This window comes from Larkinella rosea, assembly GCF_003858635.1.
Lineage (GTDB): Bacteria > Bacteroidota > Bacteroidia > Cytophagales > Spirosomataceae > Larkinella > Larkinella rosea.
On record NZ_RQJO01000009.1, the window covers coordinates 520,125 to 538,309 of the forward strand.

Annotated in this window: 13 protein-coding genes; 6 read left to right on the forward strand and 7 right to left on the reverse strand. The window is 52.3% G+C overall.

Going from position 1 to position 18,185, the window contains the following annotated elements; genetic code table 11:
- Window positions 1–64: 64 nt before the first annotated feature.
- A complete protein-coding gene (locus tag EHT25_RS18120) occupies window positions 65–871 on the reverse strand; it encodes a PhzF family protein (protein ID WP_124876545.1) in 807 nt (268 codons plus the stop codon).
- 119 nt (window positions 872–990) lie between these two features.
- On the opposite strand from EHT25_RS18120, the gene EHT25_RS18125 reads away from it, so the two are divergent.
- Window positions 991–2,424, forward strand: a complete 1,434-nt coding sequence (locus tag EHT25_RS18125; protein WP_124876546.1) for an aminotransferase-like domain-containing protein — start codon at window positions 991–993, stop codon at window positions 2,422–2,424.
- A gap of 120 nt (window positions 2,425–2,544) precedes the next feature.
- Here EHT25_RS18125 and EHT25_RS18130 read toward each other — a convergent pair whose 3' ends face one another.
- Window positions 2,545–3,831 carry a citrate synthase gene (locus EHT25_RS18130; RefSeq protein ID WP_124876547.1) on the reverse strand — a complete coding sequence of 429 codons (1,287 nt, stop codon included), beginning with the start codon at window positions 3,829–3,831 and terminating at the stop codon, window positions 2,545–2,547.
- Window positions 3,832–4,050: 219 nt separating this feature from the next.
- The gene (locus tag EHT25_RS18135; RefSeq protein ID WP_185731433.1) at window positions 4,051–5,295 is read right to left on the reverse strand and encodes a metal-dependent hydrolase family protein; all 1,245 of its coding nucleotides are present in this window, start codon (window positions 5,293–5,295) and stop codon (window positions 4,051–4,053) included.
- A 145-nt stretch (window positions 5,296–5,440) separates the two neighbouring features.
- Here EHT25_RS18135 and EHT25_RS18140 point away from each other — a divergent pair, with 145 nt between their 5' ends.
- On the forward strand, window positions 5,441–6,508 hold the full coding sequence (locus EHT25_RS18140; RefSeq protein WP_124876548.1) for a DUF3500 domain-containing protein: 1,068 nt from the start codon (window positions 5,441–5,443) through the stop codon (window positions 6,506–6,508).
- A gap of 35 nt (window positions 6,509–6,543) precedes the next feature.
- Here EHT25_RS18140 and EHT25_RS18145 read toward each other — a convergent pair whose 3' ends face one another.
- The 3 genes from EHT25_RS18145 to EHT25_RS18155 form a co-directional block, all read right to left on the reverse strand.
- Window positions 6,544–6,969, reverse strand: a complete 426-nt coding sequence (locus EHT25_RS18145; protein WP_229311617.1) for a hypothetical protein — start codon at window positions 6,967–6,969, stop codon at window positions 6,544–6,546.
- A gap of 99 nt (window positions 6,970–7,068) precedes the next feature.
- The gene (locus tag EHT25_RS18150) at window positions 7,069–8,217 is read right to left on the reverse strand and encodes an acyltransferase family protein (RefSeq protein WP_185731407.1); all 1,149 of its coding nucleotides are present in this window, start codon (window positions 8,215–8,217) and stop codon (window positions 7,069–7,071) included.
- A gap of 222 nt (window positions 8,218–8,439) precedes the next feature.
- Window positions 8,440–9,333, reverse strand: a complete 894-nt coding sequence (locus EHT25_RS18155) for a LysR substrate-binding domain-containing protein (protein WP_124876550.1) — start codon at window positions 9,331–9,333, stop codon at window positions 8,440–8,442.
- A 159-nt stretch (window positions 9,334–9,492) separates the two neighbouring features.
- Between EHT25_RS18155 and EHT25_RS18160 the strand changes: the two genes are divergently transcribed.
- On the forward strand, window positions 9,493–11,133 hold the full coding sequence (locus EHT25_RS18160) for a glycerol-3-phosphate dehydrogenase/oxidase (RefSeq protein WP_124876551.1): 1,641 nt from the start codon (window positions 9,493–9,495) through the stop codon (window positions 11,131–11,133).
- 105 nt (window positions 11,134–11,238) lie between these two features.
- Here the strand turns inward: EHT25_RS18160 and EHT25_RS18165 are convergent, their stop codons facing one another.
- Window positions 11,239–13,893: a cation-translocating P-type ATPase gene (locus EHT25_RS18165; protein WP_124876552.1), complete on the reverse strand. Its 2,655-nt coding sequence runs from the start codon at window positions 13,891–13,893 to the stop codon at window positions 11,239–11,241.
- Window positions 13,894–14,105: 212 nt separating this feature from the next.
- Here EHT25_RS18165 and EHT25_RS18170 point away from each other — a divergent pair, with 212 nt between their 5' ends.
- The 3 genes from EHT25_RS18170 (at window position 14,106) to EHT25_RS18180 (ending at window position 18,171) form a co-directional block, all read left to right on the forward strand.
- Window positions 14,106–16,010, forward strand: coding sequence for a glycoside hydrolase family 88 protein (locus tag EHT25_RS18170; protein ID WP_229311620.1), 1,905 nt, complete (start codon window positions 14,106–14,108; stop codon window positions 16,008–16,010).
- A gap of 209 nt (window positions 16,011–16,219) precedes the next feature.
- The gene (locus EHT25_RS18175; protein ID WP_124876553.1) at window positions 16,220–16,837 is read left to right on the forward strand and encodes a TetR/AcrR family transcriptional regulator; all 618 of its coding nucleotides are present in this window, start codon (window positions 16,220–16,222) and stop codon (window positions 16,835–16,837) included.
- Between the two features lie 68 nt (window positions 16,838–16,905).
- A complete protein-coding gene (locus tag EHT25_RS18180; RefSeq protein WP_124876554.1) occupies window positions 16,906–18,171 on the forward strand; it encodes a TolC family protein in 1,266 nt (421 codons plus the stop codon).
- Window positions 18,172–18,185 lie beyond the last annotated feature (14 nt).

Consider the following 18,185-nt stretch of genomic DNA (forward strand, 5'->3'; position numbering starts at 1 on the left):
GGCGGTTTGCTGACCACCTCTTTTTTTGTTTGGAATGTTTACTGTCGGACAAGATGCGTAACAGTTAGTTAACCGGTATTCGGAACGTACCTTCAATTAGCATGACGGTTTGCCCCGTCAGACGAACCCGGTCGCCCTCCAGCCGAACTTTCAGAATACCACCCCGTTCCGACGCCTGATAAGCCAGAAACTCAGTTTTCTCCAATTTGTCGGCCCAATACGTCGCCAGACAGCAATGGGCTGAACCCGTCACGGGGTCTTCGTCAATACCGGCCCGGGTCGTGAAAAACCGGGAGACGAAATCGAAAGGCGAACCCAGCGCGGATCGGCTGGTCACGATGGCGTGGTCGTAGGGCGATAACGCCCGGAAATCGGGTTTGAGATTTCGAACCTGCTCTTCCGTGGCAAGTTCGATCAGATACCGGTCTTCCATAAATAACGCCGGAACCGGCTCAATACCCAATGCCTGGCAGAGCCCGTCAGGTAACGTAACGGCAGTGCCGTACTGAGCCGGAAAATCCAGCTCAATCCAGTTTGCGGTTCCCGGATGGGCGATCAACTCCCCACTGAGCGTTTGAAACCGGATCGGTGAATCCCGCGATGCGCGACCGGTTTCCCACAAGACACTCGCACTCGCCAGTGTGGCATGACCACAGAGCGCCACCTCGACGGCGGGTGTAAACCAGCGGAGGTGATAGCCATTGGCGGATGGCCAGAGAAAAGCGGTTTCCGAAAGATTCACCTCGGCGGCAATGGCCTGTAACTGGTTGTCGGTCAACTGGTGGTCTTCAAACAAACAGATGCCAGCCGGGTTTCCGGCGAAAGGCTGATCGGTAAAAGCGTCGACCTGATAGAAAGGGATTTTTGTCATGATTCGGATCCTGGATGGTTCAATTAGTAAACAGGTTGTTATCGTTTTGTAAAAAACGGGAGCTGAACGCTCGAAAAACAGATTCAGTTTTTTAAATTTCGAGCATAACAGATTGCCTAATGACTAAAATTACTGCGACGGATTCTTCCGATTTTTTATACCAGCAGATGGCCGAACGGTTTGAGCACCTGATTATGACTGGTGTCCTGAAAACCGGTGACAAACTTCCGTCTGTCCGGGCCCTGAGCGAAGAGCAGGGAATTAGCCTGAGTACGGCCTTTCGGACGTATTGTGAGCTGGAAAAGAAGGGGATGATCGAAGCGCGCACCAAGTCAGGCTATTATGTGTGTTACCGCAAACGCCATTTGATTCCTGCACCCATTGAATCAAAACCGGTAACCGATCCGGCCCGAATCAGTGTGGATGACATGATTGCGCAGGTCTACCAGCATCGCAGTGATGAAGAAATGACGCAGCTGGCGCTGGCTACGCCCGCTCTCGAATTACTGCCGCAGAGTAAACTCAACAAAGCGCTGGCCGAAGCGCTGCGGAAGCATCCGGCCAGTTGCCTGAATTACGAGGAAGTGCAGGGAAACCGGTTGTTACGCACGCAGATTGCCCGCTATGCGGTTTCGGGTGGTATCACCGTTACAGAAAATGAAGTGGTAACCACCCACGGCTGTGTCGACGCGCTGATGATCTGCCTTCGGGCCGTGACCGTGCCAGGCGATACGGTGGCAATTGACAGCCCGACGTACTTCGGAATTTTCTCGGTTTTACAGGGTCTGGGCTTGAAGGCGTTGCAAATTCCGACGCACCCGGTTTCCGGCCTGGATCTGGATTACCTGGAAAACGCGCTGAAAACCGTCCGAATTGCAGCCTGTCTGTTTGTGCCGACGTTCAACAATCCAACCGGCAGTTGCTTGTCCGACGAGCATAAACGGCAGTTGGTAAATCTGCTCGCTCATCACGAGGTACCATTGATTGAGGACGATATTTATGGCGAACTCTATTTTGGCAAACAACGCCCCCGAACCTGCAAAAGTTTTGATCAGAACGGGCTGGTAATGCTCTGTACGTCGGTCTCGAAAACGCTGGCGCCCGGCTACCGCGTAGGCTGGTGTTTACCAGGGCGGTTTTTACCCAACGTCCTCAATCAGAAACGGATGACGGCGGTTTCGTCCACCACGGTGACACAGTTGGCGGTTGGTCTGTTTTTTGAAAACGGGCGATTTGATCTCCACATGCGGAATCTGCGGAAAGCGCTGCATACCCAATGCCTCCAATACAGCCGGGCGATTTCGGAGTACTTTCCGGCGGACAGCAAGATGACCAATCCGCAGGGCGGGTATGTGCTGTGGCTGGAAATGAATCAGTCGGTCAATGCCTATGAATTGTTTCAAACCGCCTTGCGGCACAAAATCAGCATCGCTCCCGGTCAGATTTTCAGTACGGACGGGCGGTTTTCCAATTACTTCCGATTGAGTTTCGGCCGACCGTTCGACGGGCAGATTGCCGATGGTTTGAGGAAACTGGGCAGTTTAATCCAATAAAAAAGCCCCAATCGGAACGATTGGGGCTTTTACGTACCCACGGACTTTAGTCCGTATTTTAAATTTTATACACAACCGAGTTGCCAGGAACGCACGGACTAAAGTCCGGCGGTACGTTCGTTAACGGTCGCCGATGGCTTTGAATTCCCGCAGCGTGGCACCGGTGTAAATCTGGCGCGGACGACCGATCGGTTCTTTTTGCTCGCGCATTTCTTTCCACTGGGCAATCCAGCCCGGCAGACGGCCAATCGCGAACATGACGGTAAACATATTGGTTGGAATGCCCAGCGCGCGGTAAATGATACCGGAATAGAAATCGACGTTCGGGTACAGTTTGCGCGAAACGAAATACTCATCATGCAGCGCGGCTTCTTCCAGTCCTTTGGCAATTTCCAGAACCGGGTCGTTCACGCCGAGTTTGCTCAGCACGTCGTCAGCGGCTTTTTTGATGATTTTAGCGCGCGGATCGAAGTTTTTGTAAACCCGGTGGCCGAAACCGAACAGGCGGAAACCGGTCGTCTTGGCATTTTTCGCCATATCGACGTACTTGGCGACATCACCGCCGTTGGCTTTGATTTCTTCCAGCATCTCGATCACCTCCTGGTTGGCGCCCCCGTGCAATGGGCCCCAGAGGGCGTTGATACCGGCCGAAATCGACGAATAAATATTGGCCCGCGACGACCCCACGAGCCGCACCGTTGAGGTTGAGCAGTTTTGTTCGTGGTCGGCGTGCAGAATCAGCAGTTTGTTCAACGCGCTCGTAACCACCGGATCGACCTGGTAATCCTCTACCGGCAGCGCAAACATCATTTGCAGGAAGTTGGAGCAATAGTCGAGCTGGTTTTTCGGGTAATTGACCGGATGACCCTGCGATTTTTTGTACGACCAGGTAGCAATTGTCGGCAGTTTGGCCAGCAACCGGATGATGTGCATCTGGGTTTGATCCGGTGCTTTTTCGTCGTACGAATCCGGGTAGAAAGCGCTCAGGGCACTCACCAGCGACGACAGCACGCCCATCGGGTGCGCGTTGTTGGGGAAGCCCTCAAAAATCTTCCGCATGTCTTCATTCACCATCGTATGCCGCCGGATGCTGTCTTCAAACTGAGCGTATTGCTGCTGAGTTGGCAGATCGCCGTAAATCAGCAGGTAAGCCACTTCCAGAAAACTGGCTTTGTCGGCCAGGTCTTCAATGGAATACCCCCGATACCGCAGAATGCCTTCCTCACCATCTAAAAAAGTAATCGCGCTCTGGGTCGCACCGGTATTTTTGTATCCTTTATCTAACGTAACATAACCCGTCTGATCGCGGAGATTGGAAATGTCAATGGCTTTTTCTTGTTCGCTACCAACAACAATTGGAAATTGGTAGGATTTACCATCGACAGATAGTTCGGCAGTGTTTGACATACGTATTTGGGGTAGAGTAAATCGGTTATGGTAACAGAATCATTCAGGTTGGCGTATCTTCCGTAAGATGCCCCCGCCCAACGCGTGGACGTCGCTGGACGAATAACTACCGGGCGAAATTAGCCAAAAACCCGTAACGACAAGTGAATACTTTGGTAAAAACGCAAGGATTACCCAAAATCTACTTATTTAACCTAAAATGGATGGGATTAGTTGCGGTTATGGTTTTGGATTTACCCCGCCTTTCAGCACCAGCCGAACCTTGCGGATGGCTCCGATCGTTTTCGTCGGATCACCCTCGACGGCCACCAGATCAGCCAGTAAACCGGGACGAATGCGCCCTCGGTCGGTGAGGTGAAACACAGCGGCATTGCCCGAAGTCGCCGAACGCAGCGCATCCAGCGGTTTCATTCCGTATTCCACCATCATTTCCAGTTCGCGTGCATTGTCGCCGTGGGCAAATACGCCAACATCGCCCCCGAAGCAGATTTTGACGCCCGCATCCAGCGCCTGTTTGAATGTTATTTTTTTGTTACGAATCCGTTCCGGGTCGGGTTCAGTGCCTTTTTTCCAGCCCCGGTACTGGATGGTCGCGTCGCCTGCCGCCAGCGTGGGGCAAAGCGCTGTACCGTGTTGTTTCATCAGGGCAAAGATTTCGGGCGTTCCGGCATCGCCGTGTTCGACGGTTTCGCAACCCGCCAGAATCGCCCGGCGCATGCCTTCGGCGGTTGTTGCGTGGGCCACTGTCGGCCGGCCGCTGCTGTGAGCTACTTCGACAACTAATTTCAATTCGTCAAGCGTAAACGTTGGCCGGGCTTCACTCATCAAACCCCAGCGGTAATCGGCGTACACTTTGATGACATCGGCGCCCTTCCCGATTTGTCGCCGGACGGCCTGAATCAGCCGGTCGTGGCCGTCGGCTTCTTCGGCACCCTGCGGCACGTCGATGTCGGGGCTGAATCCTTTGGGCGCATAACTGCCGGTCGCAATCAGGGCGCGGGTGGCCACAATCATGCGCGGGCCGGGAATAATTCCCTGATTGATGGCTTGTTTGAGCCCCACGTCGTCGTAATCTGCACCTTCGGTTCCGAGATCGCGGACGGTCGTAAAACCGGCCAGTAGCGTGTTCCGGGCGTGGACAGTGGCGCGGGCAATGCGGTAGGAGCGCGGTTCTTTCAGGACCTGATCGTCCCAGGTCGTCTCGTTGTACGGATGAAGCAGCAGGTGCGAATGGCCTTCAATCAAACCGGGCAAAAGCGTGGTTCCTTTCAGATCGATGACTTCCGCGCCCTCGCTCCGAAGGCTGGCGGCTGGCCCGACGGCTTCAATTTTGTCTCCTTTCACCAAAACCGCCCAGCCTTCGTGCAGCGTTTCGCCATCGAAAACGCGGTCCGGTTTATAGAGCTTGTCGCCGGCGGTCTGGAGATGGTAAGTATGGCCAGATTTTGGGTGAGTAGTCGGAATCGGGAAGGCCGATGCGCTGAGTATCAGGATAAAAAGTAAATATGGATTCAAACTGGAGGTAACGGTTTTGGTTTGAAAAACGAATTAGTAAGTCATTGGAAGATACACTAAATTTAGTGTCCAAACCCATCTCTGCTAACCTTCTATGAAAAAAAAACTTGCCCTCCTGCTGATTGCCGGTTTTCTGGTTTCGGCCGGATTTGCCCAGTCAACCCAAACGCTGGTGGAAACCACTACGCAGTTTCTTCAGACGCTCAACGCCGGGGAGTTGCAAAAAACACAGTATGCGTTTACCGATAGCCTTCGACGCAAGTGGACCAATCTGCCGGTCGGAATGGTTCCGCGCCCCGGTATCCAGTACGGAAGTTTGTCGGACAAAAGCCGAATGGCTTTCCATCGGGTGTTGTCGGCGATGTTGAGTTCGCAGGGCTATTTGAAAACGACCAGCATCATGCAATTGGACGATATTCTGAATACGCTTTATCAGCAAGCGTTCGACAAGGGCGAAATTGACCAGAAAACGCTGACAATGACGCAGAATCTGAAATGGGCGCACGGTAATTATTACATTTCGGTCTGGGGAAAACCGCAGGCCAGCGAACCCTGGGGCTTGAATTTCGGCGGTCATCACATGGCGTTGAGCCTGACAGCCGACGGCCCGCGCGTGTCGATGTCACCTTATTTTGTCGGGACGGATCCTTCGGAAGTGAAGTCGGCCAAATACGCCGGTTTTCGGGTGTTGAGCAAAGAAGAAGATTTCGGTTTTATGCTCATCAACGCCCTGACCGACAAACAGAAAGCCATAGCGGTTTTAAAGCAGGATGTCCCGAAAGACATCATTACCAGCCCCCAGGCCAACCAGCGGATCACGAGCTATTACGGGATTGCCGCCAAACAGTTCGACGAAAGCCAAAAGGAGCTATTAAAACTGCTGATTCAGGAATACACCCACAATTTTGAGCATCAGAAAGCGCATCAGCTATTCGACAAGATTTTAAAATCGGGCATCGACAAGATTTACTTCGCCTGGGTCGGCAGTCTCGAAAACAATAAACCGCATTACTACATCGTCAACGGCCCCGATTTTCTGATCGAATACGACAATGTCGGTTTTCAGAACGACGGCAACCACATCCACGCCATTCTGCGGGAAAAAGGAAGCGATTTTGGCGAAGATATCTTAAAGCAACATTATGCACAGAGCCACAAATAAGCGAATGTGACCCGATTGCCCGAAACCAGTAAGAGTTACCGGCGTTTCTTAGGTTTTTTCGTTGCTACTAAATCAAGTACGGTTTTGCCAAAAATAAGCGCCAGAATGATCGGCAGCAAAACCGCCCCGGTTTTAAATCCCGAACCCATGAACTGATTCGCACCGGTGGAGAATCGCATGTAGGTTTGAAAAACCGCATAACCGCAGATTGCCAATAAAGCGACGGCCAGCAAAATCGCCAGCGAGCCACTCAATGCCCGGCGGATGAGCAGACTGATCAGTAAAGCCACCAAAACCGTCACGGCTACGGTTGCCATGGCTTTGGGCAGGGTTTCGAGGTAATCGTGATCGTACCAGAAAATGGTAATTTGTCCAATCAGGTTCGGGTGGGCGAGGAGCCAGGCGTCCACAACGGTCAACACCAGCAAAAGGAGGTAATAAAAAAAGTCGTTACGCATCATGAAAAGGTTGAAAAGCCAATCTTCGGTAGTTTTTATGAATAAAAAAAGCCTCCTGAGAGGCTTCTGATGAATAATTCCGGTTGCCGTTTTAGGATAACGTTACCGTGTGACCATTTTGTGTGCGGTTTGTGGTTTACCGATCCGCATCAGCGAAATACCGGTGAACCGATTACGGAAACCGATCGGGCGGAATTGACGGATGCTGATCCAAGCGAGTATCGGTTTTTCGATCCGAAGATGTAATTGCCAGCTTCCCCAGCATAGGACGCCAATCAGAATAAAATTGGCCGTTACCACGTAATCCGAAAGGCTTAAACGCATCATAGCCTGGGTCAGAACCATGATGATGGGGACATGAATCAGGTACAGAATGTAAGATGCGTCACCCAGTTTCAGCAGCCAGTCCGGGTAGCGGCAGCGGTCGGATTGTTCCCAACTGACTAACCCCGCGAGAATTACCGAACCCGGTATACCAAACCCCAGAATCCGCTGCCAGATCAGAGCAGGGTCGATGAGTTCGCCAGTCAGAAAAAAACACCCGATCGCGGCTGCTACCACTGATCGGGAAATCTTGAACGTACACCGCCGGGTGAGAAAATAAACGCCGATGCCCAGGCAAAATTCAAGATTGAACGGACTGAAGAAAAAGTCATGAAACGGGAATTGGAATAGGGCGGTTTTTCCGAAACATTCCGCCAAACCAGTGAGGAGCGTGGCGCCAAGGATGAAAAGTGGAATAATCAGCAAAAACCGGGATGCAATGACCAGGCCGAACAAAACATAAAAGTAGATTTCGTAACTCAATGTCCAGGTGACCGGTAAGGTGCTTTCGTGGGTGGGTAAAAGAACTACAGCTTTCAGTACACCGACCGGGTTGACCGGAAAGGAAAGCCATTGGAGCGCAGGCGCCAAACGGCTTAGCCACAGGAGCAAAAGCGTGGCCAGCAAGACGGTTGGCCAATAGATGGCATAGATCCGCCCCAGGCGCTTTTTCAGGTAAGTCGGCAAAAGATGCGGGCAATTGATTTTGGTTAGATTGGTATGAGTGATGATAAAACCGCTGATGATAAAAAACACGTCGACACCACCAAAGCCGGATTTAAAACACCTCAGCACCGGGGAATGAATAGTGGTCGTCTCCATTTTCATCGCTAAATGGAAAAGGGTCACGAGCAGAGCCGCGACTGCTCGCAGCGCTCGGATGGATTCAATGGATTTAGGCCGACAGGTAGAAGTTTGTGTGATCATGGATAAAATATTTGCAGGTACATACATGTGGATAAAGTTCAAATGCAATGTTGATTCCGTTCATTGCCAGGGTGATAGCAATTAGCAGCGGTTTACCGGTCTCGAATGGGGCGAATCAGTAACTAGTTGGGCGAGGGTACTCTAAAATGGAAATTAAATGTTGTGCAAGCAATTATTGAGCCAATGTAAGTTGTCCTGACTTTAAGAAAAAACAGATGGGAACTACGATGTGTAATACCGCCGGGCAAACGTCATAAAACCGGCGGCCAAACCTTCCGGCAATCCTTGTAAATGAACAAAGCTGAACGTTCGGGGAAGGCGAAAATCCTTGATGGAAACCATTTTAAGCTGCCCGCTCCGTACTTCTTTTTCGATGGCCCGCGACGAAAGAATGGAAAGGCAATTGGCGTGTTCCAGAAACGATTTAATACTTTCGGAGCTGCCTAAGTGCATGATTACCATTAGATTGGATGGTTTAATTCCCCGTGCCTGAAGGGCGGTTTCCAGCACCTCAAGTGTTCCCGAACCGCGTTCGCGCAGCACCATCGGAATGGCACTCAGTTCGTCCAGCGTAATTTCTTTCAGGCGGCTGTAGCGGCTGTTGGAGTGAACCACGGCCACCAGTTCGTCTTCCAGAAAATCGTGGTATTTCAATCCGGCGTGGTGTTTTTTACCTTCCACAATGCCCAGATCGATTTCTTTGGAAGAAACCGCATTTTCGATCATTTCGGTGTTGCCGTTCATCAAACTGAGCTGGATCGTCGGATAGCGTTCGTAATAGGACGCCAGGAGGGGAGAAATCAGGTATTGAGCAATCGTGGTGCTGGCTCCCAGGCGCAAACTGCCTTTCTGATCGTTTTTGAAGGAGTTTAATTCAAACTGCGCTTCCTGGTATAGTGCAAAAATCTGCCCTGCGTACCGAAACAATACCTCGCCGGGGGGCGTCAAAACGATGGTATTACCTTTCCGGTCGAAGAGACGCAAGCCGAGCATATCTTCCAGCGCCTTAACGTGTTTGGTTACGGCGGGTTGTGTAATGAACAATTCCGCCGATGCTTTCGTAAAGCTGTGATGACGGGCAACGCTGTAGAATACCCTCAACCGAAAATCCTCCATTTGAACCAAAAATTAGCTATAGTTATAACCAAAGGTAATGGGAAGTTCGGGCCAAAAACAAGTTATTTCGAAGAGTTTCGCCGGGAATGCAGAGTTGAGCAAAGACTCTGCGTAACTTTGCTTTTCTTCGCGTACCTCCGCGAAATAACTTTGCCAACTATGCAGCGCACCGACCATCTCGAACAAGCCGAAAATCAGGAATTTGACATTTGCATCATCGGCGGAGGAGCGACTGGCGCGGGTTGTTTGCTCGACGCCCAAAGCCGTGGTCTGAAAGCCATTCTGATTGAAAAACACGATTTTGCTTCCGAAACCTCCAGTAAATCGACCAAACTGATTCACGGCGGGGTGCGGTATCTGGAACAGGCGGTTAAACAAGCCGATCTGAACCAGTACCACATGGTGAAAAAAGCCCTGCGCGAACGGCTGACACTCATCCACAATGCCCCGCATCTGGCGCATCCGCTGGCATTGCTGACGCCCTGCATGAGCTGGATGGAAGGTATTTATTACACCGCGGGACTGAAAATGTACGACACACTGTCCGGCGATCTGAGCATTGGAAAAAGCGAATGGCTGAATAAGGAAGAAGCCTTAAAGCGGAATCCATCGCTGACCCATAAAATTCACAGTGCGGTTTTGTATTACGACGGGCAATTGAATGATGCGCGGTACAACATGTCACTGGTGAAAACTGCCATGCAATACGGCGCCGTGGCGCTCAACCACGCCGAAGCCCGTGCGTTTGAGAAGGATTCGGTGGGGCGGCTGGCGGTTTTGCACATCCGCGACTCGTTGACGGGCCGGTTGCTCAGGATTCGGGCCAAGCGGTTTATCAATGCCACGGGACCGTTTTCCGACCGCATTCGCTTGCTGGCGAACCCGGCGATGGGCCGACGGATGCGGGTCAGCAAAGGCGTCCACATCATCGTGCCGGGCGAACTGATGCCGTCGGACACCGCCATTCTGGTGCCGAAAACCGACGACGGTCGGGTGGTTTTCATCATTCCGTACAACGGCAAACTGATGATTGGCACGACCGAAACCGAATCGGAACTGGGAGAAACCGAGCCGGTTGTTGAGCGGGCGGAGGTCGATTACCTGATCAGTTACGTCAACCGCTATTTCGAAAAACCGATCACCGCCGATCAGGTCATTGCCGGTTTTGCCGGTTTGCGTCCGCTGCTGCAGGCAGATCCGAACGCGGATACAAAACAACTCGTCCGCGACCACGAGGTGGAGGTGGACCCGACTTCCGGTTTGGTCAGCATTCTGGGCGGGAAATGGACGACGTACCGGTTGATGTCGAAAGACACGATCGATAAATTTTACGAGCTGGAAGAACGGCCCGAACAACCGTGCATCACCGATCACATTAAACTGGTGGGAGCCGAAGGATATGCCGATGATTTCTGGAAAGTGCTGGTCAATAAATTTGGCATCCCGGAAGACGTTGCCCGTCACCTGAACCGCCAGTATGGCACGGAAAGTCTGGAAATTGCGCAACTCATGCACGACCATCCCGACTGGAAAGCACGGCTTTCGGAGCAATTGCCCAACACCAAAGCCGAAGCGGTTTTTGTGGTGCGGGCCGAAATGGCGCAAACGCTCAAGGACGTTTTAGCCCGGCGGTTTGGCCTGGAACTGACCGACTGGCAATCCTCCGACCAGATTTCCGAAACCGTCGCCGATCTGATGGCCGCCGAACTCGGCTGGACCGACGACGAGCGCCGAAAAGCCGTATCCGACTACCACGCCGAAATTGACTGGTTCCGAAAATCCGCGGGATTGATAGTTTGATTTTTGATAGGAACGCGGCCGGGTCGCCGTCGCGATTGAACGGATGGAACAGATCAAAACGGATAGAATCTGTGTACATCCGTTTAATCTGTTCCATCTGTGTTCCTATTTCATTATCCCTTTCACGATCTGAACCAGCAAAACCGGGGCAACACCAGCCGCTGCAATGAGCTCCAGTTCGATGGTGGTCATGGGTTGAATGCTCAGCACCTGCACCAGAAACGGCACATAATACGTCAGCGCCATGATGAACAGGCACAGCAGTAACGCGTACCAGATAAACCGGTTTCGGGTAATTTCATTGACGAAAAACGAACGACCCGAACGCAGGTTGAAAACGTGCATCAACTGCGCAAACGACAACGCGTAGAAGACCAGATTATTCCCTTCTTTCTGGGTCAGACCCAATTCAGTAGTACCAATCCAATAGGCGCCAAGCACCGAAACCGTCATCGCCAGAGCGTAAAAAACCACCATCCGCCAGTCGCCGGCGTCCATGATCGGCGTTTTCGGATCGCGCGGAGGCTGGTGCATCAGGCTCGAATTTTCGCGACCTACGCCCAACGCCAGCGCCGGAAACACGTCGGTGACGATGTTGATGAACAGAATCTGCAACGGCAACAGCGGATTCCCGACGTTCAGAAAACCCGCAAACGTCACTACAAAAATTTCGCTTAGGTTACACGACAGCAGGAACAGCACGAATTTGCGGATGTTTTCGAAGATCACCCGGCCCTGCGCAATGGCCGCTACAATGGAGGTAAACGAATCGTCTTTCAACACCATGTCGGCGGTTTCGGCGGCAACCTGGGTTCCCCGCAAGCCCATCGCAATGCCAATATCCGACTTTTTCAGCGCGGGGGCGTCGTTAACGCCGTCGCCGGTCATGCCCACGATGTCGCCTTTTTGCTGATACAACTCGATCATATCCAGCTTCTGCGCCGGACTCACCCGCGCAAACACCCGGCATTTCAGCAACTCTTTTTTATCGGCGGCTTTGAGTTCGTCGAGCGGTTTGAGGTCTTTGCCGGTCAGCACCATTTCTTCGCCGGGTTCGATCAGTTTCACTTTGGACGCGATCGTCAACGCCGTCGCCGGGTGGTCGCCAGTCACCATAATCACCTTGATTCCGGCTTCTCGGCAGGCTTGCAGCGCGGGCGTGACGTCCGTGCGGGGTGGATCGAGAAAACCGATCAGGCCAACGTAGGTCAGATCGTCGTCCGCAAAATCGTCCCCCGGTTTTGAGTCCATTTCGCGGTAGGCAAATGCCAGCGTTCGCAGCCCTTCGACGGCCATTTTTTCAGAAACCTCGTAGTGGGTTTTCCGGTCTTGTTGGCTGAGCGATTGGCAACGATCCAGCACTTCCTCAGCCGCTCCTTTGACGGCCACCAAAAAACCGCCTTGGTTTTTGTGGAGCGTTCCCATAATCCGGGTGTCGGAACTAAACGCTTTTTCGGCTTTTCGGGGGAAATCTTTGTGAATCTGATCGGGATCGTGCCCGGCGGCAATCGCGAATTTCAACAGGGAAACCTCCACCGGATCGCCCACTTCTTTCGCTTTTCCGTTGACAATATCGTAATCCGCATTGTTGCAAAGCACGCCCACCTGAATCAGTTTCCGGTAGCTGTCTGATTCCGTGATAGCCTGATCACCGTCCACGATTTTTAGCTCTTTCGCTTCAGTATTTAATTGAATTTCAGCGCGTTGATCGGGCAACTGAATCGTGTTGACCTCGATGCGGTTTTGGGTCAGCGTTCCGGTTTTGTCCGTGAAAATCACGTTCGTGCCGCCCAGCGTTTCCACCGCCGACAACCGCTTGACAATCACTTTCTTCTCGGCCAGTCGCAGCATGCCGTAGGCCAGCGCAATCGTGGCCACCACCGACATCCCTTCCGGAATGGCCGCAATCGCCAGCGCCAGTGCGGTTTCGATCAATCGCAGCGGTTCTTCCTTTCGAATCAAACCAACGACCAGAAACAGCGCGGCCAATCCAACCGTGACCCAGATCAGCACCTTTGCCAGCGAATCCAGTTTTGCTTCCAGCGGAGTGGCCGAGCGTTTGGCGTCCTTCACCATCGTAGCAATTTTACCCAGCTCGGTTTGCTGCCCAATGCCCGTCACGATGGCGCGCCCGGTTCCGGCAGTTACGGGCGTACCTTTGAACAGCCGGTTGTGCTGATCGCCCAAAGGCGATTCGTCGGGCGGCAGTTCCGTATTTTTGTCAACCGGCAGCGATTCGCCGGTCAGGGCGGATTCATCGATTTGCAATTGACTGACCTCGAATAAATTACCGTCGGCGGCCACCAGATCACCGGCTTCGACCACCAGCACATCCCCAATCGTTACTTCCTCCGACGAAATCTCGCGAACCCGCCCGTCGCGCAGTACCCGGGCGGGCGTGGTGTCCATTTTTCGCAACGCATCCATTGATTGGCGGGCGTTCCATTCGAGGATAAAACCGGTCAGGGCGTTGATGAGCAACACGGCAATGATGGCAAACCCTTCGACGGTTTCGCCCAGAAAAAACGAAATCCCGGCGGCTGCCGCCAGAATGTAGACGATGACGCCCACAAACTGCCGCAGCAGAATGGTTAGCGCACTTTCGCGTTTGACTTCCTGAAGGGCGTTAGGGCCAAATTCGTCGTAGCGATTTTTGGCTTCGTCGGCGCTCAGACCGGTTTTCGGATCGACATGCAGAGCCTGGAATAAGTCGTCGACTGGGATTTGATGCGGTTTTTCGGGGGACGAAATCGTTGGCATAACGTGGAGAGGAAAGGAGGCTTAAGTAAGTACTGACTTTCTGGTGACATGGACAAGCCCAATTGCCGGAAAGAAGTAGAATTTTACGCAATCGCCTTATTTAAGTTATCTCGCGGAGTTAAGCGGAGGTAAAAGAGTTGAGCGGAGTACTAATTTTCTCTGCTTAACTCCTCATTTCTCCGCTCAACTCTGCGAAATAACCTTTTCAGTCCATGAAACCACTGCTATTTATTCTCATCTCTATTACTGCCTTCGCCCAGCAAAAACCGTATTCCCAGCGCATGGCCGATTCGTTCATGACGTGGCACAAAGACTCGATCCTGATCGGCGACCGCAAAACCACCCGCTGGGATTATGAACAGGGCCTGGTTTTGAAAGCCTTCGAAGGGGTTTGGTACCGTACCGGCGACCCCAAATACTTTACCTACACGCTGAACGACATCAACCAGTTTGTACGCGCCGATGGCAGCATCCGGACGTATGCGATGGACGAGTTCAACATCGACAACGTCACGACCGGGCGCGTTTTGCTGATGCTGGCGCAGCAATCACTGCCGGGAAAAGAGAAATTCCAGAAAGCCGCTTTTCTGTTGCGCGACCAGCTGGCGAAGCAACCCCGGACGAAAGAAGGCGGTTTCTGGCACAAAGGGCGGTATCCGAACCAGATGTGGCTCGACGGCTTGTTCATGGCCGAACCGTTTTATGCCGAATTCAGCCGGATTTTCAACCAACCGGAGAATTTCGATGACATTGCCAAGCAGTTTGCCCTGATCGAAAAACACCTGGTCGATCCGAAAACCGGTTTGCTTTACCACGGGTACGACGAGAGCCGCCAGCAGAAATGGGCCGATCCGAAAACCGGGCAGTCACCGAATTTCTGGGGCCGGTCGATTGGCTGGTACGCGATGGCGCTGGTCGACGTGCTCGATTATTTTCCGACCGATCACCCGCAACGGACCAATCTGGTGAAATACCTGCAACGGCTGGCGCCACCAATTGTCAACTACCAGGAACCGAAGTCCGGCTGCTGGTACCAGATGACGACGCAGGGCGCGCGCAAAGGCAATTACCTCGAAGCTTCGGCCTCCTGCATGTTCGTGTACGCGCTGGCGAAGGGCGTCCGGATGGGGTATCTGGATAAATCATTTCTGGCATCGGCGCAGAAAGGCTATCAGGGCATTCTGAAAAACTTCATCGAAACCGATGCCAATGGTACAATCAACCTCAACGGGACGGTCAGCGTGGGCGGTTTGGGAGGTACACCCTACCGCGATGGCAGCTACGCTTATTACCTGAGTGAACCCATTCGGAAGAATGATTTGAAGGGCGTCGGGCCGTTCATCATGGCGAGCCTGGAAATGGAAATCGCTCCCGAACTGGCGATGGGTGCCGGAAAAACCGTGGCCGTGGATTACCATTTCAACCACGAATTTCGGAAGGATTTACTCGGGCAAACCGAACAATTTCACTACACCTGGGAAGACCGCATGCATTCCGGTTTCTGGCATTGGGGCAAAACCTTCCGCGAACTGGGCGCTAAGACCGTCGCGGTTCGAACAGCACCAACTGCCGAATCGTTAAAAGGCGTCGATGTGTATATTATTGTTGATCCCGATTCGCCGAAGGAAACCGCCCGGCCGAATTACATACAAGCGGCTGATATCAAGGCCATTGACGAATGGGTGAAAGCCGGTGGCGTTCTGGTGATGATGGCAAATGATACCTCCAATTGTGAGACGAAACACTTCAATGAGCTGGCGCAGACGTTCGGCATTCGGTTTACCGACAAAAACCGCAACATGGTGCAGGGGAAAAACTATGAGCAGGGTAGGGTGACGATTCCGGCCAGTAACCCGGTTTTTAAGGAAACAAAGGCGGTTTACATCAAGGAACTGGCGGTTCTCGATCTGAAAGGCCCGGCCAAAGCCCTGGTTTCGGAAGGGGGCGACGCGATCATGGCGGTTGCGAAAGTGGGGAAAGGAACGGTTTTCGCCGTTGGCGATCCGTGGCTCTACAATGAATACACCGACGGGCGGATCATTCCGACGATTTTCGAAAACTACAAAGCCAGCAAGGAACTGGGAGCGTGGCTGCTGGGGCAAGCTCGCGCTAAGTAAAAGTTATATCACAGGGTTAATCAGAGAATATTAGAGGTTATCAGGGAAAACTCTGATTAACCCTGATCCCCTCTGATTAACTCTGTGATATAACTAAAATCTCCGCTTCACTCCCTATTTCCTCCGCTTAACTCCGCGAAACAGCCGGTTTAAATACTTTTATTAAAAACATTTTTAATAAATCGAATCACACTGCTACATTTGCAATCATGAAACCGAAACAGACCGAACAGAATACTGAGCAGAAGATCAAGGAAGCCGCCAAGAAAGTATTTCTGGAACGCGGTTTTGACGGTGCAAAACTCCGGCACATCGCCGAAGAGTCCCAGACGACGATGGCGATGGTGAATTATTATTTCCGGAGCAAAGAGCAGCTTTTTCAGAGTATTTTCCTGGAAACGATAGGGTCGTTTTTAGGCCGGATCATTTTTATTCTGAATGAAGAGGTTCCACTGGAGATAAAAGTCTGGAAAGTTGTCGATAACTATACTGATTTTCTGCACGCTAACCCCCATGTGCCGGTTTTTGTTTTGTCTGAGTTACAGAAAGATAGCAGCGAAGTCTTTGAAAAACTCAATGTGAAAGGCATGATTGAAACGGCTTATTTTACCAAACAGCTTCAGATCGAAGGGGAAAAAGGGACGATTCGGAAGGTAAAACCGTTGCAACTCATTGTCACAATGCTGGGCAGTTTGATCTTTCCGTTCATGGCCAAACCCATCGTTTCGTACATTGGTGACATGGACAATACCGCCTATCAGGCTTTCCTGGATGAGCGGAAAGTGATCGTCTTTGAAACGATTATGGCGTATCTGAAACCGGTCTGATTTTTTTTGATTCGATATTAAAAGAATTTTTAGAAAATAAATTTAGAATAAATTTTTAATGACCGCTTATGAAATCGTTTGCCACACTTTTACTGGGATTGTTCCTGACGACGATGGCACCGGCGCAATCCAAGATGACGCTGGAACAATGTTACTCCGCCGTCATCGCCAATGATCCGCTGACCAGGCAACGGGAAATTGTACAGCAAACCGGTGATCTGAACATCGCCAATCTGGACAAAAACCGTCGGCTACCGCAACTGGGCGTTAACGGGCAGGCGACCTGGCAATCGGAGGTGACGAAACTGCCCATCGAACTGCCGAATGTACCGATTCCCCAATTGAGCAAGGATCAGTATAAAATGACGGCGGATGTGAGCTACACGCTGTTTGACGGCAATCAAACCGCGCTTCAGAAACAGGTGCAGCGGGCCAGTACGGCGGTGGGTTTGCAACAGGTCGCGGTGGAGCAAAATCGGCTGAAAGACCAGGTTAACGCCTATTTTCTGAACATTCTGCTGACCGACGAAAACACCCGCCTGACCCGCATCCGGCTGGAAGAACTGCAAAACCGCATCCTGAAAGCCGAAGCCGGAGTCCGGTTTGGAACCGTGGCCACCGTGGGCGTGGATGTGCTGCGTGCCGAAGTCCTGAACGCCGAACAACAACTGGGGCAACTGGCGGCCACGCGCCGGGGACTGCGCGATCAGCTTGCTATTCTGACGGGCTTGACGATTACCGACAGCACGCGGCTGGAGATTGAGGAATTCAAAACCGACTTTCTGAATCTTACACTAAACCGCCCGGAGCAAAAACTTTTTGAATCGCAGCGGATGCTGCTGGATGAGCAAGTACGGCTGACCAACAACCGGTTGCAACCCCGGCTGAGTGCGTTCGCGCAGGGTGGCGCGGGCCGACCGGCGCTGAACTTTCTGGACAACAATTTTCGGGGATTTTTCCTCGGCGGCATCCGCCTGAGCTGGAACCTGTCGGCGGCTTACACCCTCCGCAACGACCGGGCGGTGCTGGCGCTGAACCGCGAACAGATCGGCGTTCAGCAGAAAGTGTTCGACCGGAATCTGGCGCTGCAACTCCGGCAGCAGCAAACCGAGATCGACCGGGTGAGTGCTTTACTGGACAAAGACCGGGAAATCAGCGCGTTACGCTCCAAAATCCGGCAAACCGCCAGCGTTCAACTCGACAACGGCACCCTGGCCGCCCGCGATTATACGTCCGAACTCAACGCCGAAAGTCAGGCACTTTTGAATCAGAAAACCCACGAATTACAATTGCTGTTGGCGAAAGTTCAGTACCGCACGCTGACCGGAAATTAACCACCATTTGATGT